The sequence below is a fragment of the Ruegeria sp. S84 genome (assembly GCF_056583445.1).
The window spans coordinates 23147-38434 of sequence record NZ_JBWPVF010000001.1 but is presented as its reverse complement, the minus strand read 5'-3'; the positions used below and the strand labels follow the sequence as shown (position 1 = coordinate 38434).

14 protein-coding genes are annotated in these 15288 nt (G+C 56.0%); 8 read left to right on the top strand and 6 right to left on the bottom strand.

The genetic code is table 11. From position 1 onward, the window contains the following. Positions 1–9 precede the first annotated feature (9 nt). The 6 genes from oppB to AC1DFB_RS18935 all read left to right on the top strand — a co-directional run bounded on the left by oppB (position 10) and on the right by AC1DFB_RS18935 (position 7585). Positions 10–933: an oligopeptide ABC transporter permease OppB gene (oppB, locus tag AC1DFB_RS18960; RefSeq protein WP_170422826.1), complete on the top strand. Its 924-nt coding sequence runs from the start codon at positions 10–12 to the stop codon at positions 931–933. Between the two features lie 10 nt (positions 934–943). Next, entirely contained in the window at positions 944–1873 is a 930-nt protein-coding gene (locus AC1DFB_RS18955; protein WP_170509646.1) for an ABC transporter permease subunit, read from the top strand. A 1-nt stretch (position 1874) separates the two neighbouring features. Beyond that, positions 1875–3680: an ABC transporter ATP-binding protein gene (locus AC1DFB_RS18950; RefSeq protein ID WP_480922765.1), complete on the top strand. Its 1806-nt coding sequence runs from the start codon at positions 1875–1877 to the stop codon at positions 3678–3680. Positions 3681–3926: 246 nt separating this feature from the next. Next, on the top strand, positions 3927–4820 hold the full coding sequence (gene galU / locus AC1DFB_RS18945; RefSeq protein WP_170407796.1) for a UTP--glucose-1-phosphate uridylyltransferase GalU: 894 nt from the start codon (positions 3927–3929) through the stop codon (positions 4818–4820). A 77-nt stretch (positions 4821–4897) separates the two neighbouring features. After that, positions 4898–6328, top strand: coding sequence for a mannose-1-phosphate guanylyltransferase/mannose-6-phosphate isomerase (locus AC1DFB_RS18940; RefSeq protein ID WP_170407890.1), 1431 nt, complete (start codon positions 4898–4900; stop codon positions 6326–6328). A gap of 180 nt (positions 6329–6508) precedes the next feature. Beyond that, on the top strand, positions 6509–7585 hold the full coding sequence (locus tag AC1DFB_RS18935) for a DUF2793 domain-containing protein (protein ID WP_170735896.1): 1077 nt from the start codon (positions 6509–6511) through the stop codon (positions 7583–7585). Between the two features lie 172 nt (positions 7586–7757). On the opposite strand, the gene AC1DFB_RS18930 is transcribed toward AC1DFB_RS18935, so the two are convergent. From AC1DFB_RS18930 to AC1DFB_RS18920, 3 genes are read right to left on the bottom strand one after another with little or no spacing between them, the layout of a single operon-like run. After that, positions 7758–8837, bottom strand: a complete 1080-nt coding sequence (locus tag AC1DFB_RS18930; RefSeq protein ID WP_170646940.1) for a helix-turn-helix domain-containing protein — start codon at positions 8835–8837, stop codon at positions 7758–7760. Positions 8838–8896: 59 nt separating this feature from the next. After that, entirely contained in the window at positions 8897–9634 is a 738-nt protein-coding gene (locus tag AC1DFB_RS18925) for an anti-sigma factor (protein ID WP_480922764.1), read from the bottom strand. After that, positions 9631–10155, bottom strand: coding sequence for an RNA polymerase sigma factor (locus tag AC1DFB_RS18920; protein WP_480922763.1), 525 nt, complete (start codon positions 10153–10155; stop codon positions 9631–9633). Before AC1DFB_RS18920 ends, AC1DFB_RS18925 begins: the two co-directional genes overlap by 4 nt. Positions 10156–10253: 98 nt before the next feature. Here AC1DFB_RS18920 and AC1DFB_RS18915 point away from each other — a divergent pair, with 98 nt between their 5' ends. After that, entirely contained in the window at positions 10254–10835 is a 582-nt protein-coding gene (locus tag AC1DFB_RS18915) for a YceI family protein (protein ID WP_480922762.1), read from the top strand. Between the two features lie 37 nt (positions 10836–10872). Here the strand turns inward: AC1DFB_RS18915 and AC1DFB_RS18910 are convergent, their stop codons facing one another. The 3 genes from AC1DFB_RS18910 to AC1DFB_RS18900 all read right to left on the bottom strand — a co-directional run bounded on the left by AC1DFB_RS18910 (position 10873) and on the right by AC1DFB_RS18900 (position 13808). Then, entirely contained in the window at positions 10873–11895 is a 1023-nt protein-coding gene (locus AC1DFB_RS18910; RefSeq protein ID WP_480922761.1) for a trans-3-hydroxy-L-proline dehydratase, read from the bottom strand. Positions 11896–11958: 63 nt separating this feature from the next. Further along, positions 11959–13017 (bottom strand): ABC transporter ATP-binding protein, encoded by a 1059-nt coding sequence (locus tag AC1DFB_RS18905; RefSeq protein ID WP_480922760.1) that lies wholly within the window; start codon positions 13015–13017, stop codon positions 11959–11961. Continuing rightward, positions 13014–13808, bottom strand: a complete 795-nt coding sequence (locus AC1DFB_RS18900) for an IclR family transcriptional regulator (RefSeq protein WP_480922759.1) — start codon at positions 13806–13808, stop codon at positions 13014–13016. Before AC1DFB_RS18900 ends, AC1DFB_RS18905 begins: the two co-directional genes overlap by 4 nt. A 140-nt stretch (positions 13809–13948) precedes the next feature. Here AC1DFB_RS18900 and AC1DFB_RS18895 point away from each other — a divergent pair, with 140 nt between their 5' ends. Continuing rightward, positions 13949–15208 carry an ABC transporter substrate-binding protein gene (locus AC1DFB_RS18895; protein WP_170394448.1) on the top strand — a complete coding sequence of 420 codons (1260 nt, stop codon included), beginning with the start codon at positions 13949–13951 and terminating at the stop codon, positions 15206–15208. The last annotated feature ends 80 nt before the right edge of the window (positions 15209–15288 follow it).

Here is a 15288-nt window from a genome sequence, read left to right as displayed (position 1 = left end):
GGGCATGAAATGCTTGCCTACAGTTTAAAGCGGCTGCTGGTCGCTATTCCGACGATCCTGTTATTGATCGTCGCCTGCTTTTTCCTCATGCACATCGCGCCTGGCGGGCCATTCACCTCGGAACGGCCATTGCCGCCGCAGGTTCTGGCCAATATCGAGGCGCGTTATGGATTGGACCAACCGCTGTGGAAACAGCTTTGGGACTATCTGTACAACATCGTGGTGCATTTTGATTTCGGACCGTCCTTTAAATTCAAGGATCGGGATGTGAACGACATCATCGCGCAGGGTTTCCCGATTTCGCTAACCTATGGTTCGTTGTCCTTTCTGGTGGCAACATCCGTTGGCGTCGCGCTGGGAATTGCCGCTGCAATCAAACACAACAGCTGGATTGACTACTTTGCGGTGGGTCTGGGTATCGCCGCTCAGGCGCTTCCGAACTTCATCATGGGGCCGATCCTGATCCTGACCTTTACCCTGTGGTTGGGGTGGCTGCCGGGTGGCGGCTGGCATGGCGGTCAATGGCAGTATCTGGTGATGCCGGTGATTGCGTTGGCGACCTCCTACATGGGCTCAATCGCAAGAATTACGCGGTCATCGATGCTGGAGGTTCTGAACTCGAACTTCATTCGAACTGCACGGGCCAAGGGATTGCCGACAAGAACCGTGATCTGGCGCCATGCGCTTAAGCCGACATTGCTTCCCGTTGTCTCGTACCTCGGGCCGGTTTTTGTCTACGTTCTGACCGGTTCGGTTTTTGTCGACATCTATTTCTCAACCGGTGGTCTGGGGCAGGCCTATGTCGGCTCGGCTTTGTCTCGCGACTATGCTGTGCTGCTAGGGGTCACCATTCTTTACGGCGCGTTGACCGTGGTTGTGAACCTTCTGACCGACCTGGCTTATGCCTGGTTCGATCCAAAAATCCGATACTGAGGGGCAGGCAATGCTTGGAAAATCACAAAAAGCCGCCCATCTGGCCGAGGAAATCACTGATTACACGGTCATTCAGGGGCGCTCGCTTTGGCAGGACGCACGGATACGTTTTGTCCGCAACAAGGCCGCTATGGCCAGCGTTTTCATTCTGGGTCTGATCGTGTTGTTCACGATTGTTGGCCCTTACTTCGCAGTCTGGAACAATGAAGAGATCGACTGGAACGTCATGGGGGACGTGCGCGGCATGGGTATGCCGTCCATGGAAACCGGACACTATTTTGGCGTCGATGATTTGGGGCGCGACCTATACAGCCGCGTCATTCAGGCCACCACCACATCGCTGCTGGTCGGTTTGATCGGGGCCGCGACCGCTCTGATCGTCGGCACCTGCTATGGCATCACCGCCGGATATATCGGCGGGCGCACCGACAGCGCCATGATGCGGTTCGTGGATATCCTTCTGGCAATTCCGGCAACGCTGATCATCATTTTGCTGCTTGTCGTGGCGGGACGCTCCTTTTTCATGCTGTTCATCGCCTTGGGCGCGGTCGGTTGGCTGACGATGGCGCGGATTGTTCGGGGGCAAACCCTGACCTTGAAGAACCGCGAATTTATCGAAGCCGCGCGCGCCGCCGGTGTCAGCGAATTTACCATCATGTACCGTCACATTCTGCCCAACCTGTTGGGCGTTGTGATCGTGTACGCTTCGTTACTGGTGCCTGAGATGATCCTGACCGAAAGCTTCATCTCGTTCCTCGGCCTCGGAATCTCAGAACCCTACACATCGTTGGGCCGCCTGATCGCCGAAGGGGCTGGCACCATGGCGTATGGTACGCTCTGGCAGCTGATGTTCCCTCTTACTTTTTATGTCGCCATCATCATCACCATGTTCTTCATCGGTGACGGTTTGCGCGACGCTCTGGACCCGAAGGATCGCTGATATGAGTCTGTTTTCCGTTAAGGACCTGAGCGTCCGATTTGATACACCCGACGGCGTGGTTGAAGCTGTAAAGGGCATCAGTTTCGACATCAATCCCGGCGAATGTCTGGGCATCGTCGGCGAAAGTGGCTCAGGCAAAAGCCAGACGTTCATGGCAGCGATGGGGCTGTTGCCCTCCGCTGGCCATGCGTCTGGCTCTGCTTTGCTGAATGGTCAGGAAATCCTGAATCTACCTGTGAACAAAATCAACAAGATTCGTGGCTCAGACGTCGGCATGATCTTTCAGGATCCGCTGACCGCGCTGACCCCACATCTGCGGGTCGGCCAGCAGATGCGCGAAGTGCTACAGGTTCACGAAGGTTTGCAGGGCTCGGCTGCCCGCCAACGTTGCCTTGACTGGCTGAATCGCGTTCGCATCCCCGAAGCGAAACGGCGGCTGGATCAATATCCACATGAATTGTCTGGCGGCATGCGCCAGCGCGTGATGATCGCCATGTCGATGCTGTGCAATCCCAAGTTGCTGATTGCGGATGAGCCCACAACCGCGTTGGATGTGACCGTTCAGGCCGACATTCTGGACCTGATGGTATGGTTGCAAAAGGATGAAGGTACGGCCATAGCTCTGATCACCCATGACATGGGCGTTGTTGCGCGCATGTGCGACAATATTCAAGTCATGCGTATGGGTGAGTTTGTGGAGGCCGGTGACACGCGCGAAGTCTTTCGTTCTCCTCAGCATGATTATACCCGAACGCTACTTGAGGCTATGCCGCGAATTGATGCGGGCGATGCTCCGAAAGCTCTTACGCAGACGGAAGAACCGTTACTGAAAGTGGATGACGTCAAGGTGCATTTCCCGATCCATGTCTCGGGCGGTCTTTTTGGACATAAGGTGCCGCTGAAAGCCGTAGATGGCGTGAGTTTCGACATTCGAAAGGGCGAGACCCTGGGTGTTGTTGGAGAATCCGGCTGTGGCAAATCCACGCTGGCCCGGGCTGTGCTGCAACTGATCGAACCCAGCGCGGGTAATGTCAGCTGGCTGGGGCATCCGATCGTCGGGCTGAAACGGGCCGAGTTGAACAAGTACCGCAAGGACCTGCAGATCGTGTTTCAGGACCCGCTGGCGAGCCTTGATCCACGGATGACGATCTCGGCCTCGATCGCGGAACCGCTGAAAACCTATCGCCCGGATCTGACCGAGCGGGAACGCAAAGAGTTGGTCGCCGAGATGATGGAGCGTGTTGGCTTGAAGGCCAACATGATCAACCGATATCCGCACGAACTATCCGGGGGGCAAAACCAGCGTGTTGGAATCGCGCGTGCCATGATCAACAAACCAAAACTGATTATCTGTGACGAGGCAGTCTCTGCGCTGGATGTGTCCATTCAAGCCCAGATCGTAGGATTGTTGCGTGAACTGCAACAAGAGTTTGGCCTATCGATGATCTTCATCAGCCACGATTTGTCTGTGGTACGTGCGGTTTCGAACCGGATCATGGTTCTATATCTGGGCCGCATCGTTGAATTGGGCGATGGTGAAGTGATCTGCTCCGAACCGAAACATCCTTACACTCAGTCCCTGATCTCGGCGGTTCCGATCCCTGATCCGGATGTCGAGCGCAGCCGCCAACGGCTTAAACTGCCTGGAGAATTGCCTTCTCCCATGGATCCGAAAGCAGCTTTGCGCTTTTTGCCCAGCAGATTGTCTATGGGTGAGACCGACTATGTACCTCAACTCAGTGAGATTGCCCCGGATCACTTCGTCGCCGAACACGATCCGCTTGAGGCGATTATGGCCAATGCATAAGCTTACGCGCCCGATCCAATCTATCGGGCGCGTTTTTGAACTTTATTGAAAAAGTGATTAGTGGATTGGTTCATTGATCCAGCTTTCGGTCGTGTTTCGTTTTGACTCTGCCCTTAAGTTAATGGCAGATTCCAGCGAACCCGTAACTGACCAGCCGGGTGCGATTGATTGGTAGGATTTTAGATTATATGTGGGGCTCCGGCATCACCGAGAGTCGTCGGCAATATAAAGAATTAGTGAGGTAGTATGGTACGCAAAGTCACCAAGGCGATATTTCCCGTAGCGGGAATGGGCACTCGGTTTCTTCCGGCGACAAAGTCGGTGCCAAAGGAAATCATGACATTGGTTGATCGTCCACTGGTCCAATATGCCATCGACGAAGCGCGTGCGGCCGGGATCACTGAATTCATCTTCGTGACATCGCGCGGAAAATCAGCGCTTGAGGACTATTTCGATCACAATCTCGTGCTGGAGCAGGACCTCAAATCCAAGGGCAAAGACGAACTGCTTGAAGTATTGAACGCAACCAATATGGAAAGCGGAGCAATTGCCTATATCCGTCAACACAAGGCTTTGGGATTGGGGCATGCGGTCTGGTGCGCCCGTCGACTGATCGGGGATGAACCCTTTGCCGTGATGCTGCCCGACGATGTGATTGCCGCCGACAAACCCTGCCTACAGCAGATGGTCGAAGCCTATGAGGAAACCGGCGGCAACATGGTCGCCGCGATGGAAGTTCCCAACGAAAAAACCAGCTCCTACGGTATTCTGGATACCGGCCAGAATGTTGGAACGGTTGTCCGTGCCAAAGGAATGGTTGAAAAACCGAAACCCGAGGACGCGCCATCCAATCTAGCGGTGATCGGTCGTTACATCTTAGGTCCTTCGGTTCTATACAATCTGAACCAGAAAAAGAAGGGAAGTGGCGGCGAAATCCAACTGACCGACGCAATTGCCGAGGATATAGGCAATGGTGTTCCTGTTTTTGGCTACAAGTTTGATGGACAGCGGTTCGATTGTGGTTCAAAGGCTGGCTTTCTGCAAGCAACGGTCTCGTTCGCATTGGCCCGCGATGATCTGCGCGACGACCTAAACCAATATCTGCATGAAGTCGTAGCCTCTGATCGGGCCGCGCAGTAGGCCTAGTTGTGTCAGCTATTCCGATTTCAATTCAATAGTTTAAGCTAAAAGGTTCAGAAGGGGCAGGCACCGTGAGCATGGTCTATCCTGTAATTTTATGTGGCGGATCCGGTACTCGGCTTTGGCCGTTGTCGCGTAAAAGCTACCCCAAACAGTTTGTTCCGCTGATTGGTGAAACCAGCCTGCTGCAGCAATGTGCCGAGCGGTTGAAAGGCCCGACCGACACGCCTTACGCCAAACCTCTGATCCTGACCAACGAGGCTTTCCGCTTTGTTGTCCCTGAACAATTGATGGCCATCGGAGTCGATCCGGGTCCGATCTTGATCGAACCCGAAGGACGCAATACTGCACCTGCAGTGCTGGCCGCTGCCCTGCACCTTTCATCCACTGACCCCGACGCGATGATGCTGGTGGCCGCGTCGGATCACGTCATTCCAGACAGTGCGGCCTTTCATGCGGCCGTCGCCGAAGGGGTCCGCACAATAGCCGAGCGTGGAGATCTGGTGACGTTTGGGATCACACCCGACCGACCCGAAACCGGATATGGCTACCTTAAGCTCGCCCAAGCACCGGACTCGTCAGGCGCTTCTGTGCAACTTGACCGGTTCGTTGAAAAACCCGATCTTGAAAACGCCAAGGCAATGGTGGCTGAAGGGAGTTATCTTTGGAACTCGGGCATCTTTTTGTTCGCAGTCCGAGATATCCTTGAGGCGTTCGACCAGCATGCACATGATCTAATTGCGCCCGTTCAGAAGGCGGTTGCGCATGCGCAGTGTGATCTGGGCTTCCTGCGGTTAGATCCCGAGGCCTGGGCGACGGTTCAGGACATCTCTATCGACTATGCGGTTATGGAGAAGGCCGACAATCTCAGCGTTGTCCCTTATGCCGCCGGGTGGTCAGACGTGGGCAGCTGGTCTGCCGTACAAGAGCTTAGCAACCCCGATCCGGACGGCGTTGCAACTGCCGGCGAAGTGACCGCCATAGATTGTCGAAACGTGCTGGTGCGTTCTGAATCGCCCGCGCAAGAAGTTGTTGCAATGGGGTTAGAGAACGTAATCACCGTGGCTATGCCTGACGCGGTTTTGGTCGCCAGCATGGACCGGGCGCAAGACGTCAAGCAGGCCGTCGCAGCATTGAAGGCAAAAGGCGCCAAGCAGGCGGAAGCATTGCCCGTTGATCATCGCCCTTGGGGATGGTTCGAAAGCCTCGTCATCGGCGATCGGTTTCAGGTCAAACGCATTCACGTCCACCCCGGCGCTTCGCTGAGCTTGCAATCGCATCACCATCGGTCCGAGCATTGGATTGTCGTGGAAGGCACCGCCGAGGTGACTATTGACGACAAGGTACAGCTCGTGTCTGAGAATGAATCCGTCTATGTGCCGCTCGGGGCCGTGCACCGGATGGTAAACCCAGGCAAAGTGCCAATGGTTCTTATCGAGGTGCAGACCGGGACCTATTTGGGTGAAGATGACATTATTCGCTACGAAGATGTCTATGCGCGTGACTGAGATCTGATTTCAAGAACTGATCCAAGTTTGGGGCATCTGCAAGGCAGATGTCTCCATATTTCTGAGACCAAATCTTAAAAATTCGAAACCTGGGCGTTCGGCTGGGTCAGGCGGGATTTACGCACATCACGGCAGTGTGGCGCGCAATCATCATCGGACCGACACCACTGGAGGATGCCCATGCCACAGAACTCTCCCCGTCTAAATGTGCCCTATCTGCAACCCGCGCAGGCCCAAAAACATGTGACCCATAACGAAGCGCTGCGTGCGCTAGATCTGGTGGTGCAGCTAAGCGTTGCGTCCGTTAACGCGACGATCCCACCAGCTGCTCCTGATCAAGGTGAAACCTATGCATTGGGCACGTCTCCGATCGGGGCATGGTCCGGACAGGATGGAAAACTGGCGGCTTGGTTGGACAACGGGTGGCATTTCTTGACGCCCGGCATGGGCTGGCGGGCTTGGGATCAAAATGCAGGGCTGTTGAAAGTCTGGGACGGGTCGGCGTGGATCGACCAGCCGGTCAATACACAGAACCTTTCCGGGATCGGCATCGCAACCGGATCAGACAGCACAAACCGTCTGGCCGTACGTAGCCCTGCCACCTTGTTGACGCATGAGGGCGCTGGCCACCAACTCAAGATCAACAAGGCTGGTGCCGGTGATACTGCCTCGCTGCTGTTTCAATCGAACTGGACCGGCCGTGCCGAAATGGGCCTATCCGGCGATACAAATTTTTCAATCAAGGTCTCGCAGGATGGCGGAAGCTGGGTCGATGCTTTGCGGCTTGACGCCACAACCGGAACAGCCAGCGGAGCGGCTGTGCAAAGCAGCGCCGATGACACCACCTCGGGTCGCCTGATGCGGGCAGATTACGGGTACGGACCGGGCAATGTGCTGGGCACCGTATCCGAAAGCAGCGGTGTACCCAGCGGAGCGGTGATCGAGAGGGGCAGCAATGCAAATGGTGACTACACGCGCTTTGCTGACGGAACCCAGATTTGCACCGCCGTTCTAAGTGCGGTGGCCTGCACGACCGCAACTGGTAGTATGTTCGCCAGCGGTACCGCCAATTGGGATTTCCCTATTGCCTTTGCTGACAGCAGTTCTCCCGCTCTCAGCGGGAACGGCGGCGGTATTGGCCGATTTATGGGGTTTGACGCACCTTCAGAAACTCAAGCGACGTATCAGGTGATGGCTCCATCCTTGGACGCTACCAGTATAGCGCCAACAGTGATCGCAGTCGGACGTTGGTACTGAATAAAGACCGTTCGGGCCATCGCCCGGACGGTTATCGTTCTTGCAAATTAGTTTCTGACCGATCCAGACAACACGCAAAGATCTGTCTTATCCAGTACCCAAGATCGATACCAGGAACCCAGCTAACAACCCTATCATTTAACTCTTTGTGAAAGCGGCAGATCAAGGCCAGTTATAAGGCCGCCGTCCATACGCGATATCGACCCTGCCCGGTTACTTCGCGGATTAGCCCCCTATCGCTGAATTTGTCCAGATTTCGCTGTGCCGCTGCACGCGAGGCATGGGTCAGTTCTTCGGCCAGCGGGGCGGAAACCATCGGCCAAGCCGTTAATGCATCAATCAGCACGGGTGGGGTTCGACCGCTTAGGTCCGAAATGGCGTCGCGGGCGCGCCCTTCCCAAGCGCTGATCCGGTCCAAATGCAGCAAAGCCGCAAGTGAGGCCTGGCCTGCCCCCTGAATCCAGGCCGAAAGTTTCTCGTCCAACGATCCTGCCCCCCGCAATGCACCTGGGCCCGACAGAGAAAGCGGCATGAACAATGCGCCACCTCGACCCATCGCGGCGGCATGGCGGGCCGCGATGACCGCGGCCTCGGTATCCTGTCCGATGCCAGGAGACAACGCGCGCCACGCGTGAAATCCGATGGCGGCCTGGGTAACCGGGTGCAAACCGGCGACATTTCGCATGGTTTCCGCCAGATCAATCACTGCTTCGGGTGTATCTTCGAAACCTTGGGCCTGACGGTCTAGAAAAGCGGTCAGCCCCGCATCCCAGCCGCCCTCTGATGGCGCAGCACCCGACGACAGCCGCCTCACTGCCCATCCCGCCCGATACAAAGCCTGCACATCATCACCGGTTGCTCCGATCCGCAAACCGGTCCAAAGCGCAAGGCGGTCGACGCTGATCCGGTCGCCCGTCCACCAGCCCAGATCCGAGACCTCCATCAGGGCCAGACGGTGACCCCACCCCTTGGGACCCGCGCGCAAACGTTCATCCAGAGCTCCAAATGTGACGGCCAGATCGGCAAGTTCAGCCGATAACTCGGATTGGGCCGCACGCCAGTCCCTTGGGTCAAACAGCAAACGCTGGTCCGGTCTCGGTACAGAGGGCAGAAATTCTCCCGGGTCTTCTTCGCCGTCGGGCGGAAGGAACCACAAATCGTCGTCTTCCGGCGGATCGGCGTCATAGATGCTGCGCGGCCCTTCTTCCAAGGCCTCATCATCCGGGTCCGGTATCTGAGGGTTCGGCTTCATGTCGGGTATTCTTCGGGCATTTACCGCGGTTCACAAGTGGTTTTGCGAATTCTTGTCGCTCAGCCTGAAAACGCCTCGGTCAAAACATTTAGTTCTCCACTCAGGTCAGATTGCGCATCGCCACCCAACAGCATATAGCCGTAGCCATCATTCGCCCATGTCGCTGTCGCAAGACCACTGAGCACCGCAAGATTCACATCCTTGACCGGTGCTCCCGCGCCTTGCCGGATCACACAAAACGCCACCGGATTACCCTGGGCGTCAGCAAAGACCACCTGCACCAAAGGTTTACCTTTGAACGACAGTACCTGAGCACGTTTCAGATCAAGGCCCGGCAGATTTTCCAACACGTCCCGGTTCAGTGAACGACCCAACTGAGCCTCGGCCTGAACAAACTGCGCGTCCAGCGTTTGCTGAGAATTGTCCAGATCGGCAATCGTGTCCGGTGAATAAAGCGATTGATAGATCGCAGCCTGCTCCGCCCAGCCCAATGCCGGTGGTCGCGTGGCCCAGAATGTTGCAGACGCAGCAATAACAGCAACTGAGGCTGCGACCGTCAGCAAACGGAGCGGTCCGGCATTGGATTGTTGAGCGCTCGGAATGGGCAGATCGATCGAAGGCGCCTCAGTTGGAATGCCTTCAAAAGCCTGCTGCACAACCTGGGCAAATGGGTCGAGCGCCATGAGACGGTGTTCGAGTGCAGAATCCTCGGCCACCGCGTCTTCGATTGCGCGGGCTTCGGCCTCATCGAGGCTACCTTCCAGATAGGCCAGAAGTGTTTCGTCGGAAAACTTCATTTGCCACTCCGTTGCACGGTGTCAGCCGCATCGTGCTGCATAACGGTTTTCAGTTTCTGCCGGGCATTGGAAAGCCGGCTCATGATTGTGCCGATGGGTACGTCCAGCATAACCGCAGCTTCGCGGTAGCTGTAGCCTTCGACAAACACAAGCATCACCGTTTCACGTTGCGCCTCTGGCAGCTGCATCACTTGAGTAAACACCTGAGCGGCGAAAATATTCGTTTCTGAATCAGGCCCTGTCGCGACTAATTCCGCCTCGGGCGTGACTGAAAGCGCCTGCGCCTTTCTTACGGATCGCGCCCGTATCTCGTTCAGCCAGATTGAACGGCAGATCGTCATCAGCCAACTGTCCAGCCGTTCATACGAGGTGACCTGGTGGTGCTTCTCCAACGCACGCAATGCCGTCGCCTGCAACAGATCATCCGCAACGTCCGACGCACCCGACAAAGCCAGCCCAAACCGCCAGACCCGTTTCGAGTGGGTCTGGATTGCGCCGCGCACGGCTTGTTCGGTGCTCATCTCAACACTCATCGAATAAAACGCGACCTGTGTGTGTTTGCTTTGACATGGGACCGGGCCCGCTTGGTCAGAACTGTCATAGATCCTGGAGGAAAGAAATGAAACTTCTGTTCAAAACAATCACGATTGCGTCGGCTATTATTGCAGGCCCGGGTCTGGCTGCAGATTGGACACTAAACCCGGATGCGTCTCATCTGGCTTATGGAACGGTCAAGATCGATGATGTTGGAGAGGTCAATTCTTTCACCAACCTTTCGGGTCATGTCAGCGAAGATGGCAAGGTTAGTATCGATATCGATCTGTCGTCGGTCGAAACGAATATCGACATCCGTAACGAAAGGATGATCGAGTATGTGTTTCGCAAGGCCGCGACCGCGACATTGAGCGCGAATATTGATATGGACCAAGTGTCGAAGCTGGATGTGGGGGCCAGTAACACGATTGAGGTGGATGCGAAGCTGGCTCTGGCGGGGACCGAGGTGGAATTCTACACCGATATGTTTGTCCTGCGTGTGGCCGAAGATACCGTCATGGTTTCAACCAACGACATGGTGTTCATCAGCACCGAGGATGCGGGCGTTTCGGCAGGCGTAGACGAGCTGATGGAGTTGGCACAACTACCCAGCATCACCCGCACCGTACCGGTGACCGCACGATTGATGTTCAGTCTCGAAGGCTGAAACCTAAGAAAAGTACGGGGTCGAATTTGGCCCCGGCTTATGCCCCCCAAGTGTCGCTTAGGCGATAGCCGCCAGGCCATGGGTCATCGGGGTCGAGCATGTGCTGGTGCGTACCCGTAATCCAGCCTCGCCCCGAGATTTCCGGGGTGATCGCCACGCGGCCGTTCAGATCATGCCGCTCTACGATACGGCAGCGAAATTCACTGTTGATGACTGAACGCGCGTGGTAGCGATCGGTCATCGTCATTTCTCCCTTGGCCAGCAAAACCGCCATCCGCGCTGAAGCACCGGTGCCACAAGGTGAACGATCCAGCTTACCCGGTTTGATGGCGACAGTATTACGTCCGATGAGAATATCGCCCTGACGATCGAGCGGGCCTGCAATCTGGCAGAACGAAATGTGGCTCCAGTCTTTAGTAGGGTGATCGAAGCCAAGCTGCTCATTGGCGGCATCGGTGATACGCGCGCCAGCCCTTGCAAGATCAGCCCCTTCATCAGGGGTAAGCTCGAAACCCAGATCGGCGGCATCGACAATTGCAAAACTGTCGCCACCAAACGCGGTATCCACGCGCAACGTCCCGATGCCCTCAACCTCGATCCGGGCGTCCAGCTTGTCGACGAAACTTGGCACATTATGCACAAAGATACGTTCGGCCTTACCATTGCGGCATTCGGCGCGGACGCGGATCAACCCTCCTGGGGCTTCCAATGTCAGATGGGTTTCAGGCTCGTGCATCGGAAGAATGCCACTGTCCAACAGAACCGTTGAGACACAAATCGAGTTGGAGCCTGACATCGGTGGCGTGTCTTCCGGTTCCATGATGATGAACGCTGCATCCGCCTCGGGTTTTTTTGGTGGAACCAGAAGATTCACATGGCGAAAGACACCGCCGCGAGGTTCATTCAGCATGAAATCCCGCAATGTCTGGTCTTCAGCGATAAAGGTCCTTTGGTCCCATACCGTCTCTCCCGGAGGCGGAGCGACACCACCGACGATAACGTCGCCCACTTCGCCTTCAGCATGGGCCGAGATCACATGGATGGTTTTGGAACTGCGCATAAAGCCTCCGGAAAGCCGATGGATAATGCGCAGTCATGCAAAACAGATCCGGTCTGGCAAGCCCTATCGCAGCCGCTGACCCGTCTCGGGATCGAACAGCATCGCACGCTCAGGACGAACCGAAAGCCCGATGCGGTCACCGGTCGTACTGCGTTGGTCTTCCCGTTCTTCCACAATCAGCTTATCGCCATTTGGCGTCAGCAGATAAGAATATGAAACACCACCGAGCGCTTCGGTCAGATCAACTGTGCAGGTGTCACCGTTTCGATCCACCTGAATATGTTCGGGGCGAATACCCAATGTTACTTTCGTCGCTCCTTTGGGAACGCTCTCGGTGACGGGGACATCATCAGTAAGTGCAGGGTGCCGCACCATGCCGTCCACGACATCGCACTCAAGGAAGTTCATTGCAGGAGACCCGATGAAACCCGCCACGAACTTATTGTCGGGATCGCGATACAGGTCCATAGGGGCTCCCACTTGCTCAATCCGACCGTCGCGCAATACCACAATCTTGTCGGCCATGGTCATCGCCTCAACCTGATCGTGCGTAACATAGATCATCGTCGCGCCGATTTCCTGATGAAGCCGCGCAATTTCAACCCGCATTTCCACGCGAAGTTCTGCATCCAGATTCGAGAGCGGTTCGTCGAACAGGAACACCTCGGGGCCGCGCACAATGGCACGCCCGATCGCGACCCGCTGACGCTGACCGCCGGACAACGCTTTGGGTTTGCGTTTCAGATATTGGTCGAGCTTCAGAATATTTGACGCTTCCTGAACCTTCTGATCGATCTGGGCCTTGGCAACACCGTTCATCCGCAGACCAAATCCCATGTTCTCGGCCACGGTCATATGGGGATAGAGCGCATAGGTTTGAAAAACCATCGCCACTCCGCGTTTGGCCGGATCCACATGCGTGACTTCACGTGCGCCGATATGGATTTCCCCGTCCGAGGTTTCTTCCAAACCCGCGATCATCCTCAAAAGCGTGGACTTACCGCAGCCCGAGGGGCCCACGAACACGCAAAACTCACCATCTTCAATCTGCAGATCAATCCCGTGAATGACCTGCGTCTGGCCATACCGTTTGATCGCGCCTTTCAGGGTTACACCTGTCATGTTGCTTGCATCCTATTCTGTTGGCCCTCGGGGAACCGCCACGCCTGTGCTTCTGTGCCGATCTGTTCAGCGACGCGCCGGACGCGCGGCACCCAAGATTGCAATTGCTCGAAATCCATTCGCCCAGTCGATCCTGTCACCGATAGGGCCCCCAACATGCGGCCCCCATTAGTCAGAATCGGGCAGGCAATGCAGATGATGCCAGGCTCATGCTCTTCATCATCAACTGCGTAACCACGGCTGCGGATCTTAACGAGATCAGCCCGCAATGCCTTTTCCGAGGCCAAGGTCTTGCCAGTGAACCGATGAAAGCTTTGTTGCGAGATCGTCTTTTCCAACTGTGCCTCGTCCAAATAGGCCATCATCGCTTTGCCAACGCCTGTGCAATAGGCCGGGCCGACCTTGCCGGCCTCGGAATACATCTCAATTGGTCGTTGCGCGTTGCGCTTATCCACATAAAGCACCTGCCCGGAATCAAGTTGCGCCAAGTGCACGGTCTCCCCTGTCTCGGCGCTGAGAGCGTCCAGGAAAGGCCGCGCAATTGGAGCTAATGAGCTATGCGTCCATGCCGAATGTGCCAGTCGCACCAATCGCATACCTGGCGAATAGGTCTGCCGTTCCGGTTCGTAATTCAGCATGCCCTGATTGGTTAGTGACTGCAGAAAGCGGTATAGCGTCGCCTTGGGAAATTCACTGCGTTCCAGCAATTCCCCGAACCGCACCGGGCGTTCGAAGGCCGCGACCTGTTCCAGCACGTCACATGCTTTTCCTATTGTTCCGTCACCTGCCACGGGTGCCTGTTCTCCTCCACTTTCCCTCGGCTTTGGGCACGAGGGTCTTGACAAGAGTAGCCGAGTCGATGTGTAGTTTTCAATATATAAAACAAGGTTTCAATATTTGAGACCAATATGGAAGCTTAAGGGAGGAAACTATGCATTCCATGTTCAAGCGCACAGCGGCTGCTTTGGCTGCCAGTGTGGCACTTGCTGCGCCCGTCGCAGCAGAGCTGACCGGCGAGCTGCGAATCTTCCTCGATACGTCCAACCCGGCGCCGCGCGCGACGATGGAAGCGATGATCGAGCGATTCGCGGCCGAACATCCCGGTCTGGAAATCGAAACCACCGTGATCGACCGTGAGGCCTACAAGACCCAGATTCGCAACTTCCTGACGGCTGACACGCCAGACGTTGCCACCTGGTATGCAGCCAACCGGATGAAGCCTTATGTTGAAGCGGGTCTTTTCGAAGACGTCTCGGACCTGTGGGCTGAACCTGAAATCGCCGACAATCTGGCCTCGACCAAAGGTGCGATGACCATTGATGGCAAACAGTGGGGCGTTCCGTACACCTACTATCAATGGGGCGTTTATTACCGCAAAGACATCTTTGATGAGCTGGGTCTGACCGAGCCGACCACTTGGGAAGAAGAACTGGCCAATTGCCAGAAGATCGTCGATTCCGGCCGCGCCTGTTATACCATCGGCACCAAGTTCCTGTGGACAGCAGGTGGCTGGTTTGACTATCTGAACATGCGCACCAACGGGTTCGACTTTCACAATCAACTCGCAAATGGCGAGATCAGCTGGGAAGACGACCGGGTTAAGCAGACCTTCGCCAACTGGAAACAGCTGATCGACATGGGCGCATTCATTGACAACCACCAGACATATAGCTGGCAAGAAGCCCTGCCCTTTATGGTCAACGGTGAGGCCGCCGCCTATCTGATGGGTAACTTCGCTGTGGCTCCGCTGCGTGAAGCAGGCCTGACCGACGATCAGTTGGACTTCTATCAGTTTGTCGCCATCAACCCCGATGTTGAACTGGCCGAAGACGCGCCGACCGATACGTTCCATATCCCGGCCAATGCCTCGAACAAGGAAGCCGCGCGTGAGTTCCTGCGTTTCGCAGTCTCTGCGGACGAACAGACCGAAATCAACAACGGTGCAAACCTCGGCCAGTTGCCTGTGAACGCGCAATCTGCAGTCGACGACGACAAGTTCCTGCAGCAGGGCTTTGTCATGCTATCGTCTAACAGCCCCGGCGGTGTTGCACAGTTCTGGGACCGCGACGCACCAGCGGAAATGGCAAAAGTGTCGATGGAAGGCTTCCAGGAATTCATGGTCAAGCCGGACAACGCTGACAAGATTCTGGCCAAGCTGGAACGTGCGCGCGAGCGCATCTACGACAACTAAATCTTGTCCAGGGTCGGGCTGAAGCCCGGCCTACACCTTGCACAATAGTAGGGCGGGCTTCAGCCCGCCTTCACCCACCA

Excerpts from the sequence above, each read along its gene's own strand:
- AC1DFB_RS18910 (WP_480922761.1), bottom strand. The coding sequence starts at position 11,895 with ATGCGCAGTTCCAAAACCATCCATGTGATCTCGGCCCATGCTGAAGGC.
- galU (WP_170407796.1), top strand. The coding sequence starts at position 3,927 with ATGGTACGCAAAGTCACCAAGGCGATATTTCCCGTAGCGGGAATGGGC.
- AC1DFB_RS18895 (WP_170394448.1), top strand. The coding sequence starts at position 13,949 with ATGCATTCCATGTTCAAGCGCACAGCGGCTGCTTTGGCTGCCAGTGTG.
- AC1DFB_RS18950 (WP_480922765.1), top strand. The coding sequence starts at position 1,875 with ATGAGTCTGTTTTCCGTTAAGGACCTGAGCGTCCGATTTGATACACCC.
- AC1DFB_RS18935 (WP_170735896.1), top strand. The coding sequence starts at position 6,509 with ATGCCACAGAACTCTCCCCGTCTAAATGTGCCCTATCTGCAACCCGCG.
- AC1DFB_RS18925 (WP_480922764.1), bottom strand. The coding sequence starts at position 9,634 with ATGAAGTTTTCCGACGAAACACTTCTGGCCTATCTGGAAGGTAGCCTC.
- AC1DFB_RS18915 (WP_480922762.1), top strand. The coding sequence starts at position 10,254 with ATGAAACTTCTGTTCAAAACAATCACGATTGCGTCGGCTATTATTGCA.
- AC1DFB_RS18920 (WP_480922763.1), bottom strand. The coding sequence starts at position 10,155 with ATGAGCACCGAACAAGCCGTGCGCGGCGCAATCCAGACCCACTCGAAA.
- AC1DFB_RS18930 (WP_170646940.1), bottom strand. The coding sequence starts at position 8,837 with ATGAAGCCGAACCCTCAGATACCGGACCCGGATGATGAGGCCTTGGAA.
- AC1DFB_RS18940 (WP_170407890.1), top strand. The coding sequence starts at position 4,898 with ATGGTCTATCCTGTAATTTTATGTGGCGGATCCGGTACTCGGCTTTGG.
- AC1DFB_RS18955 (WP_170509646.1), top strand. The coding sequence starts at position 944 with ATGCTTGGAAAATCACAAAAAGCCGCCCATCTGGCCGAGGAAATCACT.
- oppB (WP_170422826.1), top strand. The coding sequence starts at position 10 with ATGCTTGCCTACAGTTTAAAGCGGCTGCTGGTCGCTATTCCGACGATC.
- AC1DFB_RS18905 (WP_480922760.1), bottom strand. The coding sequence starts at position 13,017 with ATGACAGGTGTAACCCTGAAAGGCGCGATCAAACGGTATGGCCAGACG.